Source organism: Leucobacter luti, from assembly GCF_004217175.1.
In the GTDB taxonomy this organism is placed as follows: domain Bacteria; phylum Actinomycetota; class Actinomycetes; order Actinomycetales; family Microbacteriaceae; genus Leucobacter; species Leucobacter luti.
Window position 1 is genome coordinate 494,294 of sequence record NZ_SHKI01000003.1, and the last position, 22,373, is coordinate 516,666.

At 67.1% G+C, this 22,373-nt stretch carries 23 protein-coding genes; 9 read left to right on the forward strand and 14 right to left on the reverse strand.

Annotated elements, in window-relative coordinates; all coding sequences use genetic code 11:
- Positions 1-97: 97 nt before the first annotated feature.
- Positions 98-640 carry a single-stranded DNA-binding protein gene (gene ssb, locus EV139_RS05390; protein ID WP_130453285.1) on the reverse strand — a complete coding sequence of 181 codons (543 nt, stop codon included), beginning with the start codon at positions 638-640 and terminating at the stop codon, positions 98-100.
- 3 nt (positions 641-643) lie between these two features.
- Positions 644-1,003: a 30S ribosomal protein S6 gene (gene rpsF, locus EV139_RS05395; RefSeq protein WP_130453286.1), complete on the reverse strand. Its 360-nt coding sequence runs from the start codon at positions 1,001-1,003 to the stop codon at positions 644-646.
- 170 nt (positions 1,004-1,173) lie between these two features.
- Between rpsF and EV139_RS05400 the strand changes: the two genes are divergently transcribed.
- Complete coding sequence (locus EV139_RS05400; RefSeq protein ID WP_130453287.1) at positions 1,174-2,367, forward strand: glycosyltransferase; 1,194 nt, start codon at positions 1,174-1,176, stop codon at positions 2,365-2,367.
- On the opposite strand, the gene EV139_RS05405 is transcribed toward EV139_RS05400, so the two are convergent.
- The 3 genes from EV139_RS05405 to EV139_RS05415 are packed head-to-tail and all read right to left on the reverse strand — an operon-like array spanning position 2,364 to position 5,794.
- On the reverse strand, positions 2,364-3,437 hold the full coding sequence (locus EV139_RS05405) for an inositol-3-phosphate synthase (protein ID WP_130453288.1): 1,074 nt from the start codon (positions 3,435-3,437) through the stop codon (positions 2,364-2,366). The genes EV139_RS05400 and EV139_RS05405 overlap by 4 nt on opposite strands.
- 48 nt (positions 3,438-3,485) lie before the next feature.
- On the reverse strand, positions 3,486-4,331 hold the full coding sequence (locus EV139_RS05410; RefSeq protein WP_130453289.1) for a PIG-L family deacetylase: 846 nt from the start codon (positions 4,329-4,331) through the stop codon (positions 3,486-3,488).
- Between the two features lie 26 nt (positions 4,332-4,357).
- Positions 4,358-5,794, reverse strand: coding sequence for a CCA tRNA nucleotidyltransferase (locus EV139_RS05415; protein ID WP_130453290.1), 1,437 nt, complete (start codon positions 5,792-5,794; stop codon positions 4,358-4,360).
- A gap of 53 nt (positions 5,795-5,847) precedes the next feature.
- On the opposite strand from EV139_RS05415, the gene EV139_RS05420 reads away from it, so the two are divergent.
- The 3 genes from EV139_RS05420 (at position 5,848) to trxA (ending at position 9,665) form a co-directional block, all read left to right on the forward strand.
- Positions 5,848-8,271 (forward strand): DUF6049 family protein, encoded by a 2,424-nt coding sequence (locus EV139_RS05420; protein ID WP_130453291.1) that lies wholly within the window; start codon positions 5,848-5,850, stop codon positions 8,269-8,271.
- A gap of 76 nt (positions 8,272-8,347) precedes the next feature.
- Positions 8,348-9,301, forward strand: a complete 954-nt coding sequence (gene trxB, locus EV139_RS05425; RefSeq protein ID WP_130453292.1) for a thioredoxin-disulfide reductase — start codon at positions 8,348-8,350, stop codon at positions 9,299-9,301.
- Between the two features lie 40 nt (positions 9,302-9,341).
- On the forward strand, positions 9,342-9,665 hold the full coding sequence (trxA, locus tag EV139_RS05430; RefSeq protein WP_130453293.1) for a thioredoxin: 324 nt from the start codon (positions 9,342-9,344) through the stop codon (positions 9,663-9,665).
- A 103-nt stretch (positions 9,666-9,768) separates the two neighbouring features.
- Here the strand turns inward: trxA and EV139_RS05435 are convergent, their stop codons facing one another.
- The 9 genes from EV139_RS05435 to rpmH are packed head-to-tail and all read right to left on the reverse strand — an operon-like array spanning position 9,769 to position 15,179.
- On the reverse strand, positions 9,769-10,224 hold the full coding sequence (locus tag EV139_RS05435; protein ID WP_130453294.1) for an SRPBCC family protein: 456 nt from the start codon (positions 10,222-10,224) through the stop codon (positions 9,769-9,771).
- Between the two features lie 38 nt (positions 10,225-10,262).
- Positions 10,263-11,297, reverse strand: a complete 1,035-nt coding sequence (locus EV139_RS05440; protein ID WP_130453295.1) for a ParB/RepB/Spo0J family partition protein — start codon at positions 11,295-11,297, stop codon at positions 10,263-10,265.
- A complete protein-coding gene (locus EV139_RS05445; protein WP_130453296.1) occupies positions 11,297-12,202 on the reverse strand; it encodes a ParA family protein in 906 nt (301 codons plus the stop codon). The genes EV139_RS05440 and EV139_RS05445 overlap by 1 nt, the downstream gene beginning before the upstream one ends.
- Positions 12,199-12,849, reverse strand: coding sequence for a 16S rRNA (guanine(527)-N(7))-methyltransferase RsmG (gene rsmG / locus EV139_RS05450; RefSeq protein ID WP_130453297.1), 651 nt, complete (start codon positions 12,847-12,849; stop codon positions 12,199-12,201). The genes EV139_RS05445 and rsmG overlap by 4 nt, the downstream gene beginning before the upstream one ends.
- 45 nt (positions 12,850-12,894) lie before the next feature.
- Positions 12,895-13,398: a Jag family protein gene (locus EV139_RS05455; RefSeq protein WP_130453298.1), complete on the reverse strand. Its 504-nt coding sequence runs from the start codon at positions 13,396-13,398 to the stop codon at positions 12,895-12,897.
- Between the two features lie 2 nt (positions 13,399-13,400).
- Positions 13,401-14,348 carry a membrane protein insertase YidC gene (yidC, locus tag EV139_RS05460; RefSeq protein ID WP_130453299.1) on the reverse strand — a complete coding sequence of 316 codons (948 nt, stop codon included), beginning with the start codon at positions 14,346-14,348 and terminating at the stop codon, positions 13,401-13,403.
- A 4-nt stretch (positions 14,349-14,352) separates the two neighbouring features.
- Positions 14,353-14,661, reverse strand: coding sequence for a membrane protein insertion efficiency factor YidD (gene yidD / locus EV139_RS05465; protein ID WP_130453300.1), 309 nt, complete (start codon positions 14,659-14,661; stop codon positions 14,353-14,355).
- Positions 14,658-15,020, reverse strand: a complete 363-nt coding sequence (gene rnpA, locus EV139_RS05470; RefSeq protein ID WP_130453301.1) for a ribonuclease P protein component — start codon at positions 15,018-15,020, stop codon at positions 14,658-14,660. Before rnpA ends, yidD begins: the two co-directional genes overlap by 4 nt.
- A 21-nt stretch (positions 15,021-15,041) precedes the next feature.
- The gene (gene rpmH, locus EV139_RS05475; RefSeq protein ID WP_010155609.1) at positions 15,042-15,179 is read right to left on the reverse strand and encodes a 50S ribosomal protein L34; all 138 of its coding nucleotides are present in this window, start codon (positions 15,177-15,179) and stop codon (positions 15,042-15,044) included.
- Between the two features lie 341 nt (positions 15,180-15,520).
- Between rpmH and dnaA the strand changes: the two genes are divergently transcribed.
- From dnaA to gyrB, 5 genes are all read left to right on the forward strand, one after another.
- The gene (gene dnaA / locus EV139_RS05480; RefSeq protein WP_420029118.1) at positions 15,521-16,990 is read left to right on the forward strand and encodes a chromosomal replication initiator protein DnaA; all 1,470 of its coding nucleotides are present in this window, start codon (positions 15,521-15,523) and stop codon (positions 16,988-16,990) included.
- Between the two features lie 386 nt (positions 16,991-17,376).
- The gene (gene dnaN / locus EV139_RS05485; RefSeq protein ID WP_130453303.1) at positions 17,377-18,519 is read left to right on the forward strand and encodes a DNA polymerase III subunit beta; all 1,143 of its coding nucleotides are present in this window, start codon (positions 17,377-17,379) and stop codon (positions 18,517-18,519) included.
- Between the two features lie 9 nt (positions 18,520-18,528).
- Positions 18,529-19,689 (forward strand): DNA replication/repair protein RecF, encoded by a 1,161-nt coding sequence (gene recF / locus EV139_RS05490; RefSeq protein WP_130453304.1) that lies wholly within the window; start codon positions 18,529-18,531, stop codon positions 19,687-19,689.
- A complete protein-coding gene (locus EV139_RS05495) occupies positions 19,689-20,177 on the forward strand; it encodes a DciA family protein (RefSeq protein WP_130453305.1) in 489 nt (162 codons plus the stop codon). Before recF ends, EV139_RS05495 begins: the two co-directional genes overlap by 1 nt.
- Before the next feature lie 177 nt (positions 20,178-20,354).
- Positions 20,355-22,349 (forward strand): DNA topoisomerase (ATP-hydrolyzing) subunit B, encoded by a 1,995-nt coding sequence (gene gyrB, locus EV139_RS05500; protein WP_130453306.1) that lies wholly within the window; start codon positions 20,355-20,357, stop codon positions 22,347-22,349.
- Positions 22,350-22,373: the final 24 nt, after the last annotated feature.

A 22,373-nucleotide genomic window follows, 5' to 3' on the forward strand; every position in this document is an offset into this window, starting at 1 on the left:
TCTTTTCGTGTGATGTCCCGATTTCGCGTGGGACAAAAGTTATTGCTCGCCGCCCAAAAGGACGGGGGACTCGCCGCGCTCAGCGGCAGAGGGCTGCCTAGAAAGGCTGCTCGTCGTCGAAACCGCCGCCGAAGTCACCGGCGCCTGCGGCGCCGCCCTGCTGCGGCTGGCCGCCCCAGGGAGTCTCCTGCTGCGGAGCTGCTGCGGGCTGACCCCAGCTGCTCTGCCCGGCGGGCTGACCGCTGCCGCCACCGAAGCCACCCACCTGCCCGCGGGACTGCCCGCGGGAGATCTGCGTGGTGGCGAACCGGAGCGACGGCCCAATCTCCTCGACCTCAAGGTCGAGTGAGGTGCGCTGCTGCCCCTGGTTGTCGGTGTAGCTGCGCTGCGTCAGACGGCCCTGCACGATAACGCGCGCGCCCTTCGTGAGCGATGCGGCGATGTTGTCGGCGTACTCACCGTACGCGCGACACCCGAGCCACAGCGGTTCGCCATCCGACCAGTCACCCGACTGACGGTCACGCACGCGCGGGGTCGAGGCGATACGGAACGTCACCCACGACTTACCGGCCTGGCTCACGCGAGGCTCGGGGTCGGCAACGAGGTTACCGACAACGGTGATCAGCGGCTCGCCGGCCATGAGCTACGCGCCCACCTTCGCGGCGCGAGCGGCCTTGGCCTGCTCGTGCTTTGCCTGCGCTGCGCGCTGAGCGATGAGCTCGTCGGAGCGGAGCACCTTGGTGCGGAGCACTGCTTCGGAGAGACCAAGCTGGCGATCGAGCTCTGCCGTGGCTTCGTGCGACGCGGTGAAGTTCACCACGACGTAGATGCCCTCGGACTGCTTGTTGATCTCGTAGGCGAGACGGCGCTTGCCCCAGATGTCGACGTTCTCGATCTCGCCGCCCGCAGTGCGGATGACGCCGAGGAACTTCTCCATGCTGGGAGCCACGGTGCGCTCGTCGATACCCGGATCGAGGATCACCATGAGTTCATACGGATGCATTACTGACCCACCTCCTTCGGACTTCACGGCCACAGGATTTCTGTGGCAGGAGGGTGTTATTGCATCGTGCCCGCAAGCGACGAAGATTACGCCGCGCACAGACAACCTCAACATCCTATCACTTCCGCCCCGCCACCGGGACTTGGGTGCGCAACCGTAGGCTTGCACCCATGCGAATCGCCCTCGTCTCCCTCCACACCTCGCCCGGAGCCGTTCCGGGAAGCGGCGACGCCGGGGGGATGAACGTGGTGGTCGCGGGCGCGGCACGCGCGCTCGCTCGCGCCGGCCACGAGGTCACCGTCTTCACCCGCGCGAGCTCGGACGCGCCGGCCGGAACCGTGTCGCTCGGGAACGGCGCGCTCCTCACCGCCCTGCGGGCCGGACCGGACCGCGTGCGTAAGGAGGAGCTTCCCGGGCTCGTCCCCGTGTTCTCCGCGGCGCTCGCGGCGCAGGGGGCGTTTGATGCCGTCCACGCCCACTACTGGCTCAGCGGTCTCGCCGCGCTCAAGCTCGCCGCGCACAGCGGGGTCCATCCGGCGATCACGCTGCACACGGTGGCCGCACAGAAGAACCTGCGGCTCGCCCCGGGGGACAGCCCGGAACCGCCGCTGCGCCTTGCGGGCGAGCGCGCGCTCGCGGGAACCGGGCAGGTCATCGCGTGCAGCGCGAGCGAGCTTCGCGCAATCACGGCCGGCTACGGCGCGCCCCGGCGTCCGGCACTGATTGTGCACCCCGGCGTCGACTCCGAGCTGTTCAGGCCCGCGAGTGTTTCCCGTGAAACGGACGCACCGCTGCGCATCACGGTGCTCGGCCGGGTCCAGCCCCTCAAGGGCCAGAAGCTCGCGCTGCGCGCCGCGGCAACGCTCGCCGCCCGCGATCCGGAGCTGTGGCGGCGGTGCGAGCTGGTCATTGCGGGGGAGCCCACCCCGGGTGCCGAGGGGTACGCGCGCGAACTCCGCGAGTTCGCCGCGCGCACGGGAATCGCCGACCGCGTGCGCTTCCTCCCCGCGCAGGATCGCGCCGCCGCCGCCGAACTGCTTGCCGCGAGCGACGTCGTGCTCGTGCCGTCGCACTCCGAATCGTTCGGCCTCGTCGCGCTCGAGGCCGCCGCCGCGGGCACGCCCGCGCTGGTGGCGGCGCACACCGGGCTCCTCGAGGCCGCGCAACCGGGCGCACCCGAGCTGCGCGTCTCGGGCCGCGATCCGGGCGCGTGGGCGCTGGCGCTCGCCACGCTCCTGCGCGACTCAGCGCTGCGTGCGCGCCTCGGCCGCGCGGCCCGCACGCACGCCGTTGGCAGGAACTGGGACGCGCACGCGGCGCAGCTGACTGCCGCGTACGCCGCGCTCGCGCGCCAGCCCGACTAGTCCGCTGGCCCCTCGAGGAATGCCTCAAGCTCGGCACGCGCCGCGTGGTCCGGCTTCTGCACGGGCGGCGACTTCATGAAGTAGGCAGATGCGGCCTCGACGGGCCCGGCGAGGCCGCGCTCGCGCGCCACATGCGCCACGCGGATCGCATCGATCATGGTGCCCGCCGAGTTGGGGGAGTCCCACACCTCGAGCTTGTACTCGATGCTCATCGGCACGTCGCCGAAGCCGCGGCCCTCGAGCCGCACGAACGCGAACTTGCGGTCTTCAAGCCACGGCACGTGGTCGCTCGGCCCGATGTGGACGTCGTCGGCGTCGAGATTCACGTCGAGATTCGACGTGACCGCCTGCGTCTTCGAGATCTTCTTCGACTTGAGGCGGCTCCGCTCCAGCATGTTCTTGAAGTCCATGTTGCCGCCAACGTTGAGCTGGTAGGTGTGGTCGAGCGCGACACCGCGGCTCTCCATCAGCCGCGCGAGCACGCGGTGCGTGATCGTGGCGCCCACCTGGCTCTTGATGTCGTCGCCGACAATCGGTACGCCCGCCGCGACAAACTTCGCGGCCCACTCCGGGTCGCTCGCAACGAACACCGGCACGGCGTTGACGAACGCGACGCCGGCGTCGAGGGCCGCCTGCGCGTAGAACTTCACCGCGTCGTCGCTGCCGACCGGCAGGTAGCAGGCGAGCACATCGGCGCCCGAGTCCCGCAGCGCCTGCACCACGTCCACCGGCGCAGCGGCCGATTCCTCCACCGCGTCGCGGTAGTACTCGCCAAGCCCGTCGTACGTGGGGCCGCGCTGCACGGTCACGCCGAGCTCCGGCACGTCGGAGAACTTGATCGTGTTGTTGTGCCCCGCCCAGATCGCGGCGCCCAGATCGAGGCCCACCTTCGCCGCGTCGACCTCGAACGCCGCGACGAACTCGAGGTCGGACACGTGGTGTCCGCCGAGCCTCACGTGCATGAGCCCGGGCACCTGCTCATCGTCCGCAGCGCCTCGGTAGTACTCAACTCCCTGAACGAGCGAGCTCACACAGTTGCCAACGCCCGCGAGGGCCACCTTCACACTCATTGCACCTCTGTTCTTCGGTTCGACGCGCGACGCGCCCGACGTATCACTCTACTCCGGCTGCTCCGCGGCGCCGGCCGAGGGGAGCGCCCCGGCCCGGTGCCGGAAGGTCTCCCACCGCTCGATCGGCTGGCGCTGCCCGCCCACGTGCACGATCTCCTCGCCGTCAACGGTGAGCTGCGTGGCGTGCGCGCGGAGCGCGGCAATCTTGCGGTCGAACCAGGGCGACACGTCGTGCCGCTCGGTCGCCGCGTCCGCCGCCCCGGGTGCGGCGTCGCCCTCGAGCTCGGGCTCGGCGACGATCTCCCAGAAGGGCAGTCCGAGCGCGTGGGCGACGGCGCGGGCCAGCCGGTGGGCGAAGACGTGATCCGGGTGGCCGTACCCGCCGCCATCGTCGTAGCTCACGATCGCCCCAGCTCCGGCGTCGTGGGCCGCGGCGAGCAGATCGTTGAGCGCCTCAACCGCCGGGGCGCGGGTCAGTGCGTCCCGGCTCGCGTCGGGCCCGGCCGTCGCCCGACCGTCCGGCCCCCAGACCATGCCGGAGTCCTCGTAGATCGTCGGGGTGAGTCCCTCCGCGCGGGCCGGCGGCACCCCGAGGAACGCGTGCCGCTCAAGGCCGAGCATGAACAGGGCGGCCGCGAGCTCGGCCTGCCGGTGCGGGGCGAGCCCATCGGTGCCCTGCAACTGGCTGAACGGACCGGCCACCACCTCGCCGCGCTCACCGCGGGTGAGGGTGACGAGCAGGGGCTCAAGCCCGGCCTGGGCCAGGCCGGCGAGCGTGCCGCCGGTCGAGATCGTCTCGTCGTCGGGGTGCGCGTGCACGAACATGACGCGCGGCGTTCCCGCAAACCAGCGCGTTGGATCCTGTGCTACGGCCTGCGCGTCGGTCTCACTCATACTCTCGAACCCCTCGTTCATCTCGCTCACGCTTCCGCCTGCTCCGCAAACCACTCCCGCAAGCGCAGCTCTGCCGCGGCCTCGCCAATCGGGCCCTCGTCAAGCCGCACGTCGAGCAGGTGCTTGTACGCGCGGCCCACGAGCGGCCCCGGCGGGATCCCCAGGATGGCCATGATCTGCGCGCCGTCGAGCTCGGGCCGCACCGCCGCGAGCTCCTCTGCCGCCGCGAGCTCCTCGATGCGCCGTTCGATGTCGTCGTAGGCGTGCTCCAGCCGCTCGGCCTTGCGGCGGTTGCGAGTCGTCACGTCCGCGCGGGTGAGAATGTGCAGCTGGGCGAGCTCGTCCCCCGCGTCGCGCACGTAGCGGCGCACGGCAGAATCGGTCCACGGCTGGTCGCTGTAGCCGAAGAACCGCAGGTGCAGCTCGATCAGGCGCGCCACGCGCTTCACGGTGTCGTTGTCAAAGCGCAGCTCCCGCAGTCGCTTCTTTGCGAGCTTCGCCCCGACCAGGTCGTGGTGGTGGAAGGTCACGCCGCCGCGCTCAAACCGGCGGGTCGCGGGCTTGCCGATGTCGTGCAGCAGCGCGGCAAGGCGGAGCACGAGATCGGGGGAGACGGTCTGCGGCGCGCGGCGCTCGAGTTCGAGGCTGATCGCCTGCTGCAGCACGGTGAGGCTGTGCTCGTAGACGTCCTTGTGTCGGCCGTGATCATCCTGGGTGGCGCGCAGCGCCGTGAGCTCGGGCAGGAACCGCTCCGCGAGGCCCGTGTCCACGAGCAGCCGGATCCCCGGCACCGGGTCACGCGTGCCGAGCAGCTTCACCAGTTCGTCGCGCACCCGCTCCGCCGAGATGATGTCGAGGCGCTCAGCGAACTGGGCCATCGCTTCCTGCGTGTCGGCCGAGACCTCGAAGCCGAGCTGCGCGGCGAAGCGCGCGGCGCGCAGCATCCGCAGCGGGTCGTCGGTAAATGACGCCGCCGGCGCGCCGGGCGTGTGAATGCGCCGCGCGACGAGGTCTTCGACCCCGCCGGAGACGTCAACAAGCCGCAGTTCGGGGAGCATGAGCGCGAGCGCGTTGATCGTGAAGTCGCGGCGGACGAGGTCGCCCTCGATCGTGTCACCGTAGCTCACCGTGGGCTTGCGCGAGTCGTCGCGATAGATCTCGGCGCGATACGTGGTGATCTCAACGACTTCCCCGTGTACCCGTGCCGCGATCGTCCCGAAATCCCGGCCGACATCCCACACGCTGGTGGTGAGCTCGTCGAGAATTGCCCGCGTTTCGTCGGGCCGCGCGGAGGTGGTGAAGTCAAGATCGGTGACCGCACGGCCGAGCAGTGCGTCTCGGACGGGGCCGCCCACGAGCGCGAATTCGTGTCCGCGCGCTGAGAACGCTTCGGCGAGCGTCGCGACGGGGGGTGTGGCGGCGAGGGCGCGCAGCGCGGCCATCGAGTCGACGAGGGAGTGCATCCAATAAGGGTACCTGGGCCACGATCCCAGAGCCGGTCCCTAAACTGGTGCGCATGGCTCTCGCTCCCCGTTCCCGCGGGCTTCTCGCGGCTCTGCTGGTGCTCGGCATGGCCGCTGGCGGACTCAGCGCCGCCGCCGCGCCGGCCACCGCGCTTCCGGCCGCCACCGCCGCGACCGCGCGGCCCGTTGCGACGCTCACCGTCGCGCCGCGGGATCCAGTGCTTCGCGCCGACACGGCGGAGGTCGAGGTTGACGTGGTCGTGAGCAACTCCGGCTCGTCAGAGCTGCCCGGCGGCACCCTCGAGCTGCGCTTTGGGACCGCGCCGGTGAGCGACGCCGAGGGGCTGCAGGGAGAGCTTGCGAGCGGCGACCCGATCGTCGCTGAATCGGCGATCGGCGCGATCCCCGCGGGAGACGAGCGCACAGTCACGCTCACGGTCGCCCGGTCCCAGATCCCGCTCGCTGACACCGCACTATTCGGCGTCCATCTGCTGCAGGCCGCACTGCAGCAAGACACCGGCGCTGACGGCGACGGCGACGCCGCGGACGCCGCGGCAACGCCCGACGGCGGTGCCGCCGGCGCGGGGAGCGCGCTGGAGCTCGACACCGCGCACTCGCTGACCGCGACGGTGCCCGTCGTGTGGCACAGCCCAGCCCCCGCATCCGCGGACCCCGTCGTGCCCGAGGGGACGACGCCCGAACCGACTCCCGCGGCCGATGGCACGCCGGATTCCGGGGCAGCGGTTCCCCCAGACAGCGAGAGCCCCAGCGCCGCGCCCGTGCCCACCGTTCAGCTCGGCGCGATCATCCCGCTGGTGCTCCCCACCGATATTCACACGCTCCCCACGAGGCGGGAGCTTGAGGATCTGACCCCCGGCTGGGATCGCCTCCTCACCGCGGCGCGCACCACCCAGGCCACGCTCGCAATCGATCCCCGCATTATCTCGGGGATCCGCGCCTACGGCTCCGCCGCGCCCGAGAACTCGCTCCGGCTGCTCGCGCGCATGGAGACGCTCGCGCTCCCCACGTTCCTCCTGCAGTTCGCTGATGCGGACCCCGCCGCCCAGGCCGCACTCGGATACACCAAGCTCCTCGCGCCCACCAGCTTCGACTTCGTCTCGCGCTTCGGTACGTTCCCGGCCGCCGCCGAGCCCGGTACGGACGGTGACTCACCCACCGCGGACGCCGTCGGGGCCGACGCGGACGCGGACGCGGCGACCACCGAGGCGCCCGCGGCACCCGACGCCGGCGCCGACTCCACCGGTGACAGTGCCGATGCTGGAGACAGTGCCGACACCGGGGACGGCCCTGCCGAGCCGGTGTCGCTCCCGACGCTGAGCGAGCTGCTCGCGTGGCCTGACGCACTGTCCGCGGCCTGGCCCGCAGAGGGCGCGGTCGATCAGGCGACGCTTGATCTGCTCGAGGCAAGCGGGATCACCACCGTGGTGCTCGATTCCGCGAACGTGGCCGACGCGACCGCCCCGCGGGCCGAGCTCGGGTCCGGCTCCGCCCTCATCACCGATTCGGCCCTGGGCGCGGCCGCCCGCGCGGCAATCGGGGGGACCCGGGATGCCGATCGGGCGGCTGGCCTCGCGCGCTTCGCCGCGCTCACCGCTCTCGCGGCGGAGGGCGGATCCGGCGGTCTTCTTCTCGGCCTCGATCGCGGCACGGTCGCGGACGCCGCCGAGCCCGATGCATTCATTGATCAGATCGCCGCGTTCGACTGGGTGACGGCGGCACCCGTCGCCGAGTTGCCCGCCGGCTCGGCAACCCTGCGCGCGGGGGACACCCTGGAGGACCGGCGCGAGTTGCTCCGCTCCGCCGCGAGCCGCGAGACCTCAGTGAACGAGCTCGGCGCGGTCCTGGTGCACCCCGAGTACCTGAGTGGCTACCAGCGCACCAGACTGCTCGAGCTGTTCGCCACCCGGTTCGCCGCTCCCGGGGTCGACTTCACGGAGGTCGCCGGCTCGTACCGCAAGCGCGACGCGGAGCTGCTCGAGGGGGTGCACGCGATCAGCACCGAGCACACCCAGCTCGTGGGGATCTCCACGCGCGTGCCCGTGCAGCTCCACAACTCGCTCCCGTTCGACGCGAACGTGCGGGTGCGAGTCGATCCCGCCTCCGCAGCGCTCGCCCTGACCGAGCGGGACTTCACGGAGATTGCTGTGCCCGCCGAAGCGAACCAGCGGATCCTCGTCCCGGTGCGCAGCCGCGTCTCGTCGGGCGAGTCCGGTCTTGTCGTGAGCGTTTCAGCCGATTCGGGGGAGCCGACGGTCTACACGGGCACACTGCCAATCACGATCCGAAGCTCCGTCGAGACGATCGGGCTGTGGACGCTCGGGGTGCTCGCCGCACTCCTGCTCGGGTTTGGAATCTGGCGCAGCGTGCGCCGGAAGCGCCGCGCCGCGGACACCGATACCGACGCGGACACCGACGCACAGACGGTACCCAGCGACGAGACGCCCTCTCAGGAATAGGCCACGCCTAGGATGGGTTGTACCCACTGAGCGGCCGCGAGGTCGCGCCACTTCAGCGATCCGCGCAAGGAGCCTCATGCAGCAGATTATTATTATCGGTTCCGGTCCCGCCGGTTTTACGGCGGCCATCTACGCAGCGCGCGCCGGCCTGAAACCGCTGCTCTTCGCAAGCGCCATCGGCATCGGCGGCGAACTGATGAACACCACCGAGGTCGAGAACTTCCCGGGCTTCCCCGAGGGAATCCAGGGGCCCGAGCTCATGCAGCGGATGCAGGAGCAGGCGGAGAAGTTTGGCACCGAGGTGGTCTACGACGACATCGTCGATCTCGACTTCTCGGGTGAGGTCAAGCGCGTCACCGCCGGAGACGGCACCGTGCACGAGGCGCTCTCCGTGATCTACGCGACCGGCTCTGCCTACCGCAAGATCGGCCTGGCCGACGAGGAGCGGCTGTCGGGCCACGGCGTCTCCTGGTGCGCCACCTGCGACGGGTTCTTCTTCCGCGACAAGACCATCGCCGTGGTCGGCGGCGGCGACTCCGCGATGGAGGAGGCGACGTTCCTCACCCGCTTCGCGAAGAAGGTGTACGTGATCCACCGCCGCGACGAGCTGAAGGCGTCGAAGATCATGCAGCAGCGCGCCTTCGACAACGAGAAGATCGAGTTCGTGTGGAACTCCGAGGTCACCGCAATTCACGGTGACGGCGAGGTCACCGGTGTCGCGCTCCGCAGCACCACCGACGGCTCCACGAGCGAACTGCCGCTCGAGGGACTCTTCATCGCGATCGGCAACGACCCGCGCACCCACCTCGTGCACGGCAAGCTCGATCTGACCTCCGAGGGCACGATCGCCCTCGAGGGTCGCAGCGCGCGCACCTCGGTTCCGGGCGTCTTTGCCGCGGGCGATGTCACCGACCCGCACTACCGCCAGGCAATCACGGCGGCGGGATCTGGCACGGTCGCTGCGCTCGACGCTGAAGACTACCTTGCCGCGCTCGAGCAGCAGCAGGCTGCCGCGCTCGTCACGGCCTAGCAGCACCACTTATTGAACGCGTGACCGAAGGAGAGACACCATGAGCGAAGCAATCATTGTCGATGAGAAGTCATTTGACGCGGCCGTACTCCAGAGCGACGTGCCGGTCCTGGTCGATTTCTGGGCAGCCTGGTGCGGCCCGTGCCGCGCTGTTGCACCGATCCTTGACCAGATCGCCGCAGAGCACGACGGCAAGATCATCATCGCGAAGCTGAACGTCGACGAGAACCCGAACCTCGCCGCGCAGTACCGCATCACCTCGATCCCCGCCATGAAGGTGTTCAAGGGTGGCGAAGAGGTGCGCGAGATCATCGGCGCAATGCCGAAGCCGATGATCGAGGAGCACCTCACCGGGATCATCTAACCCGCACGAGCAACTCGCACTGCGCACACGATGGCCGCGGATCCGCCTGGATCCGCGGCCATCGTGCGTTGCGGGGCAAGCGCCGTGTGCGCTGAGGATCCCGCTACGCGCGCTCCGCACCCTCCGCGAGCTCCGCGAGGCGGTCGACGGATGCGCGCAGCGCATCCGGGGTGAAACTGCGGGCCCGCTCGAATCGACGCTCGTCGGTGAGGCCGCTCCAGTCGTAGGTGTGGCGCACGAGCGTACCCTCGGCGGCGGGTTCGAGCTCCCAGCGCCAGAGATGACCGGGCGCCGGCTCGCCGACCGGCGCGGGATTCCAGGCGATGCGCCGCCCCTCCTCGAACTCGACCACGCGATTCTCGCGCACCCGATCACCCACGTTCGTCATCACAAACACGTCGCCCACCGCGGTGACCCGCTGCCCCGGGGCGGCCTCCGCGAGATTGTCGTTGCCGTCCCAGCGCGGCTGCTGCGCGGGGTCAGCGATCAGCTCAAAGATGGTTTCCGGTCGCGCGGCGACACGTCGCTCGGCGCTCACAATCCGTTCTGACTGGCTCATGCCCTCAGTCAATCACAGGAGCGCGAGGAGCGGGACGCTCAGTTGAAGCCGGGGTCTCCGAGCTCGGAGAGGATGCGCTTCAGGTCGGCGATTGTCGCGAAGTCGATCACGATCTGACCCTTCTTGGCACCGAGCTTCACGGCGACCCGGGTGTCAAATCGATCGCCGAGACGATCGGCGATTTCTCCGAGCTGCGCCTGCACGCCGCCGGCGCGGGGCTTCGGCGTCTTGCGCTGCGGCCCCTCCGCGGCGGCAGCCTCGGCAGCGCGCACCGACAGGCCCTCGTTGACGATCTTGTCGGCCAACCGCAACATCGACTCAGCATCGCCGTCGTTCGACAGGATCGCGCGCGCGTGGCCGGCGGTGAGCACCCCCGCGGCGACGCGGGCCTGCACCGGCTCGGGCAGGCGGAGCAGACGAATCGTGTTTGAGATCTGCGGCCGCGATCGCCCAATGCGCTCGGCGAGCTGTTCCTGCGTGATCCCAAAGTCGGCGAGCAGCTGCTGGTACGCGGACGCCTCTTCGAGCGGGTTGAGCTGAGCCCGGTGGAGGTTCTCAAGCAGCGCGTCGCGGAGCATGTGCTCGTCCGCGGTGCTGCGAATAATCGCGGGGATGCTGTCGAGGCCCGCGCGCGTGGAGGCCCGGAATCGGCGCTCGCCCATGATGATCTCGAAGCGGGGGCCGCGTGTTGGGGCCGGCTCGATCTCGCGCACCACGATCGGCTGGAACACGCCGAACTCGCGGACGCTGTGGGTGAGTTCTTCGAGTGCTTCCTCGTCGAACTCCGTGCGCGGCTGCACCCGGTTGGGGGTGATGTCGCTCAGCGCGAGCCGGGTGAGACGCGCGCCGGGCACCTCCTGCAGCTGGGCATCCGTGTCTGAGGCGACAGCGGTTGCGGCCTCGTCCGGTGTCTCGGCTGTCGCAGCCGCCGCGGCGCCCGACTCGGGCTCCTGCGGCAGGCTCGAGCCGTTCGCCGGGAAGAACACATCGACCGGCCGCTCGCCCGTCGACGGAGCCTGCGGGATCAGGGCCCCGATGCCGCGGCCCAGGCCGCCTCGCTTCTTGGTCGCCATCAGTTCTGCCTCTCCGTGGAAGAATCTACCTTCGCGCCGCGCTCGGCCATCTCTGCGGCCGCCTCAAGATAGGCGAGCGCGCCGATTGACGCGCCGTCGTAGGCGTGCACGGTCTGGCCGTAGCTCGGCGCCTCAGAGATCCGCACCGAGCGGGGGATCACGGCACCAAGCACCTGGTCGGGGAAGTGCGCGCGCACCTCGCTCGCGACCTCCTGCGCCAGGTTGGTCCGAGCGTCATACATCGTCAACAGAATCGTGGAGATACTCAGGTCCGGATTCAGGTGCTTCTGAATGAGCTGGATGTTGCCGAGGAGCTGGCTCAGCCCCTCGAGCGCGTAGTACTCGCACTGGATCGGAATCAGCACTTCGTCAGCTGCGACGAACGCGTTGACCGTGAGCAGCCCGAGCGAGGGTGGGCAGTCAATAAACACGTAGTGGTAGGTATCTTCGGACTCCGCAAGGAACGCCTGCAGCGCGGTGCGCAGCCGCTGCTCGCGGGCCACGAGCGACACGAGTTCGATCTCGGCCCCCGCGAGGTTGATCGTGGAGGGAACGCACCACAGATTCTCGTGATCCGTGGTTGGCTGCAGCGCATCGGCGAGGCCGCTGTCTCCGAGCAGCACGTCGTACACACTCGTGACCTCGGGCCGGTGCGGAACGCCGAGCGCCGTCGAGGCGTTGCCCTGGGGGTCGAGATCGATCACGAGGACGCGTGCACCGCGGCGAGCGAGCGCCGAAGCGAGGTTGACGGTGGTCGTGGTCTTTCCCACGCCACCCTTCTGGTTCGAGACGGTGAGGATCCGCGTGGCTTCGGGGAGCGGGGATACCGTCTCAGCGAGCTTTCGGCGTCGCCGGATCTTGTCGACGAGGTGATCGCCAACGAGTGACTTCTCGGATGCAGTCATGACTTTCCGAGTTTAGCCCGAAACACCCGCGTGGTCTCCTCCAGCTGCCCGATCCCAAGCTCCTCAACGCGAACGTCGGTCACTCGGTGCTTGCGGAGCACCTTCGCGGCGGCATCAATCTCCGTCTCGACGGACTGACCCTTCAGGAAGAGCATCTCGCCCCCGTCGCGCACGAGCGGAGCAGTAATGGGGATCAGCTTGCGCAGCGCCGTGACGGCGCGTGCGGTCACCTGGTCGACCTCAAATGCGTCGTGGAACTCCTCGGCCCGACCCCGGCGCACCTCTGCGTTGTCGAGTTCGAGCCGCTCGATCTGCTCCGTGAGCCAGGCGCAGCGGCGTTCCATCGGCTCGATCAGGATGAACCTGGCGTCGGGCCGCACGATGGCGAGCACCAGCCCGGGCATCCCACCGCCCGTGCCGATGTCCGCGACGCGGCCGCCGGTCTGGACCAGGGGAGCGAGGACCGCGCTGTTAAGCAGGTGCCGCGTCCAGAGGCGGGGGAGTTCGAGCGGACCGATGAGGCCCAGCTCCTCGCCGCGCTCGGCGAGATCGCTCGCGAAGGCGCGGAGAACGTCGATGCGATCACCGGCGATCTCTGCGGCCGCGACGGGCTCCGACTCAAGCTGCAGGTCGGTCGCGTCACTCACTCCGCGACCGCCACGAGTTTCACGTGAAACGATGCCACGGCGCGCTCAGGCCCGGCGAATGACGAGGCGGCGATCGCGGCCCTCGCCACGAGACTCAGAGAAGTGCCCGCGCTCAGCAACGTCATCGTGCACGAGCTTGCGCTCATAGGACGACATCGGCTCGAGCTCAACCTCGGCCCGGCCGGCAGCGATCTGCGCGACCGCGGCATCGACCATCCGCTTCAGCTCCACCGCGCGCGCATCGCGCGAGCCGCCCACGTCAATGATCAGTCGGGAGAACCGACCGGTCTTTGCCTGGACCGCGAGCCGGGTGAGGTCTTGCAGGGCCTGCACGGTGTCGGGCGCTGCCAGTCGGTCGAGTTCCGCGTCGCCGCCGGTCACCGACACGTAGGCGCGACCGTTCGCGACATCGATGTCGATATCGCCATCCAGATCCGCGATATCGAGCAGTCCCTCAACGTAGTCCGCGGCGAGATCGCCATCCGCCTCGAGGTCGGCAAGCGACAGGTCACCCGTGTCCTGGGTGGGGGTTTCGCTTTCGGTGGTCACGATCACTTCCCCTTCTTCTTCGAGCGCTTCTTGCTCATCGGCTGCGTGCGCTGTCCATCAACCTTCGTGGGGGACTGCGCATCGAGCGCGCGCACCTCGTCGTCGGTGAGCTTTCCCTTTGCCTTGAGGCGCGCCTGGCGTGCGCGCCAGGCCTCGCTGCCCGGCGTGGGCAGGTTGCGGATCACGATGAACTGCTGCGCCATGGTCCAGACGTTTGACGTGAACCAGTACACATTGAGCGCGAGCGGGAAGGTGACGCCCGAGAACAGGAACGCGAACGGGATGATGTAGAGCATGATCCGCTGCTGGCGGTACATGGGGGAGTTCTTCGTCTCGTCGGAGACGTTCTTCGACATGATCTGCAGCTGCGTGAAGAACTGCGAGGCGATCATGAGGATCACGATGACGCCGAGCAGCACCACGACGGTCCAGTTGCCGCTCTCCCAGCCCTGCGTGAAGTTCATCTTGAGCGGCGCCCCGAAGATGGAGGCCTGGTTGAAGCTGTTGGTGAGGCTCTCGTTCATGAAGCCGATGCCGGTCTTGTTCTCCGAGGCGTGCCGCAGCACGTAGAAGAGCGAGAAGAACACGGGCATCTGGATCAGGATCGGCAGGCACGAAGAGAACGGGTTGGTCCCGTGCTTCTTGTACAGCGCCATCGTCTCGCGGCTCATCGCCTCGCGCGAGAACTGATCCTTCTTGCCCTTGTACTTGTCCTGGACCTTCTTCATCTCGGGCGCCAGGTCCATCATGCGGCGCTGCGACTTGATCTGCCGCACCGTCACCGGGATGAGCGCGGAGCGCACCACGATCACGAGACCGATAATTGACAGCACCCAGGTGAGGCCGGACGCCGGCTCCATCCCGAGCCAGGTCAGTGCCTGATGCCAGACCGCCAGCACTAGCTCGACGAGCCAGCGCAGTGGCCAGAGTATGGTCTCGAAGAAATCCACCGCGTTAGGCCTTTCGCTCGATGGGGCGGACGAAGCCGCGCGAGTTAATCACAAAGTTCTGTTGCTTTCGGGCGGGGACGTCGTCGATCCCACCCGGGGTAAAAGGATTGCATCGGAGCAACCGCCATCCCGTGAGCGCTGTCCCAACCACGAATCCGCGCAGTTGGTACGCTTCCACAGCGTATCGGGAACAGGATGGATAATACCTGCAGACCTGCCCATACAGCGGGGAGATGAGCTTGCGGTACGTGTGCATGATCGCGATCGCCGCGTTGCGCGGGCCGAACCACAGTTCCTGGCCCACCCGCTTCACGACGCCACCTCGCTGGGCTGCAGTGTTCGCGTGACCCGGTCGAGCGCCCGATTGAGTTCAGCCTCAAGCTCCGCGAAGCTGACGTCTCGGATTGCCGGGAGCGCCCGAAACACCACGTCGATGCCGACACACCCATCGGCCAGCCGCCGCTCGGCGATGGTTTTGAGCCGCCGCCGGACCAGGTTTCGCACGACGGCGTTCCCCACCGCCTTCGAGACGATGAATCCGAACCTTGCGGGCTCCCCCGGAGCACGCAAAACCGCGTGGGTGATGCAGTGTGCACCACCCACGCGGTATCCGGATCTCACGACCCGACGGTAATCGTCCCCCCGGGTAACGCGGTGCCGCAGGGCAGGCATAGTGATCCCGGGACGGAGGTATTACGCGGTGAGCTTTGAGCGGCCCTTGCCGCGACGTGCGGCAACGATCGCGCGGCCCGCGCGGGTACGCATGCGGGCGCGGAAGCCGTGCACCTTGGCGCGGCGGCGGTTGTTGGGCTGGAAGGTACGCTTGCTCATAGAAGACTCCGTGACTTATGGAAGTGATCCCCGAGGCTCGCGGCCTTCGAGGAAGTCATATCTGGGCAGGGCGAAAATCCGCCCATACAAGGTGTTTACTCTACGCCTTATCGCGCGTCTCGTCAAAAGAGTGGTGAGTTCTCGTCGCTGTCGACAGTTCCTGCCGGCCAAACTTGGCCCGAGTATCCACGAGACTTGCCTGTGGACAAATCTGTGACTAACGTGGGCGCAGATGGACTCACGCCGCCGATAATCACCGGAATTCCCGGAATTTTTCGTTCACCATCTGTGGATAAGGCTGGGTATAACATAGGCCATCCACGACCACGACTGAGCTGGGTATTTGCGTGACTGAGGACGAAGTACAAGAGGTGTGGGACCGCGTCACACAGGCAGTGATGCAGGATCCCGCGGTTGGACCCGCGGTTGGCGCTCAGCTTGCCCTGGCGCTGCCCCGCGGAATCGCGGCGGGCACGCTGTACCTCGCGGTGCAGCTTGAGTTCACGCTCAAGCTCCTCGAGAGCCGTCTCCGGCCCGCGATCATGAACGCGATTGCGGCGATCCCCGAGGCGCAAGAAATTCAGAACTTCGTGGTGATCGTCGACGAAGACGCGCACCCGTCGCTGGATCCGGAGCCCACTCCCGAGGCTGCGCCGGCCCAGGGGCAGGGGCAGGCCCACACCGGCAACAGTTTCGACGACGGTCACTTCATCGCGCGCGCCGAACCCACCCGCCCGGTCGACGAGCCGCGGGCACGCCACGGCGGGGATGATCCGGGTGACAGCCGCCTGAACGAGAAGTACCGCTTCGACAGCTTCGTGATCGGGCAGTCGAACCGGTTCGCCCACGCAGCCGCGGTCGCGGTGGCGGAAGCGCCCGCACGGGCGTACAACCCCCTGTTCATCTATGGGGATTCGGGCCTCGGCAAGACCCACCTGCTGCACGCCATCGGGCACTACGCACGCGAGCTCTTCCCGGATGTTCGGGTGCGCTACGTCAGCTCCGAGGACTTCACGAACGACTTCATCAACTCGATCGCAAACAATCAGGGCGCCGGGTTTCACGCGCGGTACCGCAGTGTTGACATCCTCCTCGTTGACGACATTCAGTTCCTGGCTGACAAGGTCGAGACGCAGGAGGCGTTCTTCCACACATTCAACACTCTGCACGATCACAACAAGCAGGTGGTGATCACGAGCGATGTGCAACCGAAGCAGCTGCGCGGGTTCGAGGAGCGCATGCTCTCGCGCTTCGAGTGGGGATTGCTCACCGACATCCAGGCGCCAGACCTTGAGACGCGCATCGCGATCCTGCGCAAGAAGGCGCAGCGCGAGAATCTCGAGATCGACCACAACATCCTCGAGTTCATTGCGAGCAAGTTCTCGTCGAACATCCGCGAGCTTGAGGGGACGCTGATTCGTGTCACCGCGTATGCGAGCCTCAATCAGCAGCGCATCGACATGAACCTGGTCCACACGGTGCTCAAGGATCTCATTACCCTCGACGCGGACAACGAGGTGCAGCCCTCGGACATCATCAGCAAGACCGCGGAGTACTTCGACCTCTCAGTGGATGACCTGTACGGTCCGACACGCGCACAGCAGATCGCCACTGCCCGCCAGATCGCGATGTACCTGTGCCGCGAGCTCACCCCACTGTCGCTCCCCAAGATCGGGCAGCTCTTCGGCGGGCGTGACCACACCACGGTGATGTACGCGCACAAGAAGATCTCGCAGCTGATCGCGGAGCGCCGGTCGATCTACAACCAGGTCACCGAGCTCACCACGCGCATCAAACAGGGCTCGCGCTAACCATAGTTATCCACAGCCTTGAATGAAATTGTGGATATCTGGGGAGAACTCGGGCGTGTCTGTGGAGGAAATCGCGCCGCCTGTGAGTGGGATCTCGTCCGACAACTTTCCTGTCATTCCAACGGAGTCCGTCTATCCCAAGGCCACCAACAACTCACACCCCTGTAGTTCTCTACGAAACATTGAAGTCCACCGAGTTATCCACACTTTCCACAGCCGTTAACACTGTTAACAATTTCTCTCTTCTTTGACGGGAACTCGATCACGCGATCGAAATGTCCCAAATCCTCGGATCTCAGGATCCTCCGGATGCCACACCTCGCCGAGTGTGCAAAGATTGTGAAGCCAACGAATAGCCACGCTCGCGGGGCGGGAGGAGAAGCCACATGCGATTCACCGTCAACCGTGACGTATTCAGCGAGGCGGTATCGTTTGCGGTCAAACTACTTCCGCAGCGTCCCACGCAGCCGCTCTTGAGTGGAGCACTCATCGAGGCTGAGGGGGAGCACCTCACGGTCTCCTCATTCGACTACGAAGTGTCGGCACGCACGAGCGTGCTCGCCGAGGTGTCCGAGCCAGGGCGCGCACTCGTATCGGGGCGGTTGCTCAGCGAGATCGCGCAGCGGCTGCCGCACGCCGACGTTGAGGTCTCGCTGCTTGAGAGCCGGGTAGAGGTGCGCTGCGGTTCCGCATCGTTCAGCCTCCCCGCGATGCCGGTCGAGGAGTACCCGCAGGTGCCGCGCGTCGATGACGTGACCGGCGCCGTTCCCGCTGACGTGTTTGCAGACGCGATCGCTCAGGTCTCGCTCGCCGCTTCGAAGGACGACGTCACTCCGGTGATCACTGGCGTGCAGTTCGAAATCACCGACAACTCGCTGACGCTCACGGCGACCGATCGCTATCGCGTTGCCACCCGGGGAATTGACTGGGAGCACGAGGGAACACAGGGCGATCTCTCGGCCCTGGTACCGTCCAAGATCGTCACCGAGGTGGGCAAGACGTTCTCCGGCGACGGCCAGGTGAAGGTCGCCATCATCAAGGATGGCGAGCGCGAGCTCATCGCGTTCACCGGGGGATCGAAGACGGTCACTTCGCTGCTGATCAAGGGCAATTACCCGCCGGTGGGTCGTCTGTTCCCCGAGAGCGTCGACAACTACGCCGTGGTAAACACCGCCGAGCTGGTCGAGGCCGTGGGCCGAGTGGGCCTGGTGCTTGAGCGCGAGGCTGCCCTGCGGTTCTCGTTCGCCGAGGGCACCGTGACTCTCGAGGCCGCCGGAACCGAGTCCGCCCAGGCAGTCGAGACCGTTGATGCGCACCTCGTGGGTGATGAGATGGTCGTGTCCTTGAAGCCACAGTTCCTGCTCGACGGGCTGCGCTCCACCCACTCCGAGTTCGCTCGCATCGCGTTTACTCGCACCGACAATCCAGGCAAGCCGGGGCCGGTGCTCATCACCAGCCAGCGCAGCAAGGACGAGGTCGACGAGGAAAGCTTCAAGTACCTGCTGCAGCCAAACCTGCTGCTGCGCTAAGGGGGAGCGGTGCGGGTTGCGCATCTCTCGCTCGGCGACTATCGGAACTATCGCACCGCCGAGCTCGAGCTCCGGCCCGGACCGAATCTTCTTCTCGGCCGGAACGGGCAGGGAAAGACAAACCTTGTCGAGGCGATCGCGTACTTCTCGTCGCTCCGGTCCCACCGAGTGACCGGCGACGCGGCGCTGGTTCGCGCGGGCGCGGAGTCCGCGATCGCGCGCATGCGCGTGGTTGCTGAGGCCCGCGAGGTGCTGCTTGAGTTGCAGATCAACCGGGACCGAGCGAACCGCGCGCAGGTGAATCGCAACACCGTCCGGCCACGCGAGGTGACGCGCTGGTTTTCAGCGGTCGCGTTTGTGCCAGAAGACTTGAGTATCGTTCGTGGAGAGCCGTCCATTCGGCGCCGCTTCCTCGACGATGCCCTTGTGGCACGCCATCCCGTGGCTGCGGGGGCGCTCTCAGACTACGAGCGCGTGGTGCGCCAGCGTACCGCGCTCTTGAAATCCCAGCGCGGGCGCGGCGAAGCACTGGGCGCGACACTCGAAGTGTGGGACGATCAACTCGTGGAGTACGGTTCGCAGATCATGCTCGCCAGGCGCGAGCTCATTCGAGATCTCACGATTCCGCTCAAGCGCAGCTATCACGCGCTCGTCGAGCAGGATCACGGGCCGAGCCTGTCGCTCTCGGAATCAGTGGGGGAGGCGCTCCACGGGGTTTCACGTGAAACACACCCCGACGGTGAGCTGGCGGAGGTTTCACGTGAAACGCTTGCCGCCGAGATTCGCGCCGGGCTGGAGGTCGTTCGGGCCCGTGAAGTGGAGCGGGGCGTGACGCTCATCGGGCCGCATCGCGATGATCTCGTGCTCTCGCTGAATGATCTGCCAGTGAAGGGATACGCGAGTCACGGGGAGTCGTGGTCGTTCGCGCTCTCACTCAAACTTGCTCTCGCGTCGCTCCTCAGGGACGAATCACCCGCCGGCGACCCGGTGATTATCCTCGACGACGTCTTTGCCGAGCTGGATGCGCGTCGCAGAGGGCGCCTCATGGACGCGGTTCGCGATTTTGAACAGGTAATTGTCACCGCCGCCGTCGAGGGAGACGTTCCTGACGAACTATCCTGGCATCGCGTTCGCATCGAAGCGGGACAGATTCTCGAGGATCTGAGCTGATGGAGCCCGCCCGAGAGCTCGGTTTTGCCAGCGAATCGTACCTTCGTGCAAAGTCGGTCTGGCGCGGCCGGCCGGTGCGGCGACGCCGGCGCGTGGGGGATGACGGGCCCGGCGGCCAGGCGTTTGGCTCGGGGCGCGACCCGCGCGCGCTGGCCGACGTGATCGCCACGATGGCGGGGGAGATGGGCTGGAGCCTCGAACTGGAGCAAGCGCGAATCATCGAGGAGTGGCCTGAATTCGCGGGCGAGGCGACCGCTGATCACACCACCGTCATCGGCATTAGTCACGGTGTGCTTCAGGTGCAGTGCGATTCGACTACCTGGGCCACCGAGCTCCGACGGCTTCGTGCGGAGATGCTCACTCGGCTCCTCAGGGAGTACCCGGACTCCGAGATTCGCGATGTCCGGTTCCTCGCGCCGGGCGCGCCCAGCTGGCGACACGGGCCCCGCACCGTGCCCGGCCGCGGTCCCCGGGACACCTACGGTTAGGCCCCCGAGCGCCCGTAATGGTGAGGCTACCGCTCGGGTGGGGACGATCCCTCGTCTGAATGTGCCGCCAAACGCCCGTAATCCCTCGTCGCAGGCGACAAACTTGATAGACTGGTGTGCGGAAGTATCCGGGGTGAAAAAACGCTCTGAGACGCCCAGAAAAGGATCATTCAAGGCATGAGTTCAGAACAGGCCGCCTCAGCGGAAGAATACGGCGCCGGAGCAATTCAGGTGCTCGAGGGTCTCGAGGCGGTACGCAAACGTCCCGGCATGTACATCGGTTCGACGGGCCCGCGCGGTCTGCACCACCTGGTGTACGAGATCGTCGACAACTCGGTCGACGAGGCGCTCGCGGGGTACTGCGACACGATTGACATCACGATTCTCCCCGACGGCGGAGTCCGGGTGATCGACAACGGCCGCGGCATTCCCGTGGATATGCACCCCACGGAGGGTCGCTCCACCGTTGAGGTGGTACTGACCGTACTCCATGCGGGTGGCAAGTTTGGCGGTGGTGGCTACGCGGTGTCCGGTGGCCTCCACGGCGTGGGTTCGTCCGTGGTGAATGCACTCTCGTCACGGTTCGAGGTCGCCGTCAAGCGGCAGGGTTTCACGTGGAACATGTCCTTCACGGGAAGCGTGCCCGACGCCCCGCTGGCCCAGGGCGAGCCGAGCGACGAGACCGGCACGATCATTACGTTCTGGCCCAGCCCGGACATCTTTGAGACCGTCGAGTTCGACTATCAGACGCTGCGTACTCGGTTTCAGCAGATGGCCTTCCTCAATAAGGGGCTGCGCATCGCGCTCACCGACTTGCGCCCCCAGGAGGCCGTAGAGAACGCAGACGGCGAACTCGTCGTGCCCGCGCCCGCGCACGACGAGTTCTTGTACGAGCGCGGTATCGAAGACTACGTTGAGCACCTCAACGCGGCCAAGCGCGCCGACCTGGTCCACGAGGAGATCATTGGCTTCGAGGCCGAGGACACCGAGCGCAAGATCTCCGTTGAGGTTGCGATGCAGTGGACCACCTCCTACACGGAGAGCGTGCACACCTACGCAAACACGATCAACACCCACGAGGGTGGCACCCACGAAGAGGGCTTCCGCGCCGCGCTCACGACACTCGTGAACCGATACGCGCGCGAGAAGAACATTCTGCGCGAGAAGGACGAGAACCTCTCGGGCGACGATGTACGCGAGGGGCTCACGGCCGTCGTGTCGGTCAAGCTGGGGGAGCCCCAGTTCGAGGGCCAGACTAAGACGAAGCTCGGGAACACCGAGGCGAAGGCGTTTGTGCAGAAGGTGGTCGGCAATCAGCTCGGCGACTGGTTCGAGCGCAATCCCGGGCCGGCCAAGGACATTATCCGCAAGTCGATCCAGGCGGCCACCGCGCGTATGGCGGCACGAAAGGCGCGCGAGACGGCTCGCCGCAAGGGCCTGCTTGAGTCGGGCGGCATGCCGGGCAAGCTGTCCGACTGCACGAGCAAGGACCCCTCCGTCTCCGAGATCTTCATCGTGGAGGGCGACTCCGCAGGCGGCTCAGCGAAGACCGGACGTAATCCTCACACCCAGGCGATCCTGCCGCTGCGCGGCAAGATCCTTAACGTCGAGAAGGCGCGACTCGACCGCGCCCTCAACAACGCCGAGGTGCAGGCAATGATCACCGCCTTCGGCGCGGGGATTGGCGAAGATTTCGATCCCGAGAAGGTGCGCTACCACAAGATCGTGCTCATGGCCGACGCCGATGTCGACGGCCAGCACATCACCACGCTGCTGCTGACGCTGCTCTTCCGCTACATGCGTCCCCTGATCGACCTCGGCTACGTGTACCTTGCGCAGCCCCCGCTCTACCGCATCAAGTGGTCGAACGCGGATCACGAGTACGTGTACAGCGACGACGAGCGCGACGCGCAGCTCGCCGCGGGTGCCGCGAGCGGCCGCCGGCTCCTCAAGGAGAGCGGTGTGCAGCGCTACAAGGGTCTCGGCGAGATGAACCACGAGGAGCTGTGGGACACCACGATGAACCCGGAGAGCCGCACACTGTTGCAGGTCACCATGGAAGACGCGGCGATGGCCGATGAGACGTTCGCCACCCTGATGGGCGAAGACGTTGAGGCACGACGTAACTTTATTCAGCAGAACGCGAAGGATGTGCGCTTCCTTGACATCTGAAAACCAGACCCCAGAGACCGATCC

Excerpts from the sequence above, each read along its gene's own strand:
- ssb (WP_130453285.1), bottom strand. The coding sequence starts at position 640 with ATGGCCGGCGAGCCGCTGATCACCGTTGTCGGTAACCTCGTTGCCGAC.
- rpsF (WP_130453286.1), bottom strand. The coding sequence starts at position 1,003 with ATGCATCCGTATGAACTCATGGTGATCCTCGATCCGGGTATCGACGAG.
- EV139_RS05400 (WP_130453287.1), top strand. The coding sequence starts at position 1,174 with ATGCGAATCGCCCTCGTCTCCCTCCACACCTCGCCCGGAGCCGTTCCG.
- EV139_RS05405 (WP_130453288.1), bottom strand. The coding sequence starts at position 3,437 with ATGAGTGTGAAGGTGGCCCTCGCGGGCGTTGGCAACTGTGTGAGCTCG.
- EV139_RS05410 (WP_130453289.1), bottom strand. The coding sequence starts at position 4,331 with ATGAGTGAGACCGACGCGCAGGCCGTAGCACAGGATCCAACGCGCTGG.
- EV139_RS05415 (WP_130453290.1), bottom strand. The coding sequence starts at position 5,794 with ATGCACTCCCTCGTCGACTCGATGGCCGCGCTGCGCGCCCTCGCCGCC.
- EV139_RS05420 (WP_130453291.1), top strand. The coding sequence starts at position 5,848 with ATGGCTCTCGCTCCCCGTTCCCGCGGGCTTCTCGCGGCTCTGCTGGTG.
- trxB (WP_130453292.1), top strand. The coding sequence starts at position 8,348 with ATGCAGCAGATTATTATTATCGGTTCCGGTCCCGCCGGTTTTACGGCG.
- trxA (WP_130453293.1), top strand. The coding sequence starts at position 9,342 with ATGAGCGAAGCAATCATTGTCGATGAGAAGTCATTTGACGCGGCCGTA.
- EV139_RS05435 (WP_130453294.1), bottom strand. The coding sequence starts at position 10,224 with ATGAGCCAGTCAGAACGGATTGTGAGCGCCGAGCGACGTGTCGCCGCG.
- EV139_RS05440 (WP_130453295.1), bottom strand. The coding sequence starts at position 11,297 with ATGGCGACCAAGAAGCGAGGCGGCCTGGGCCGCGGCATCGGGGCCCTG.
- EV139_RS05445 (WP_130453296.1), bottom strand. The coding sequence starts at position 12,202 with ATGACTGCATCCGAGAAGTCACTCGTTGGCGATCACCTCGTCGACAAG.
- rnpA (WP_130453301.1), bottom strand. The coding sequence starts at position 15,020 with ATGCCTGCCCTGCGGCACCGCGTTACCCGGGGGGACGATTACCGTCGG.
- rpmH (WP_010155609.1), bottom strand. The coding sequence starts at position 15,179 with ATGAGCAAGCGTACCTTCCAGCCCAACAACCGCCGCCGCGCCAAGGTG.
- dnaN (WP_130453303.1), top strand. The coding sequence starts at position 17,377 with ATGCGATTCACCGTCAACCGTGACGTATTCAGCGAGGCGGTATCGTTT.
- EV139_RS05495 (WP_130453305.1), top strand. The coding sequence starts at position 19,689 with ATGGAGCCCGCCCGAGAGCTCGGTTTTGCCAGCGAATCGTACCTTCGT.
- gyrB (WP_130453306.1), top strand. The coding sequence starts at position 20,355 with ATGAGTTCAGAACAGGCCGCCTCAGCGGAAGAATACGGCGCCGGAGCA.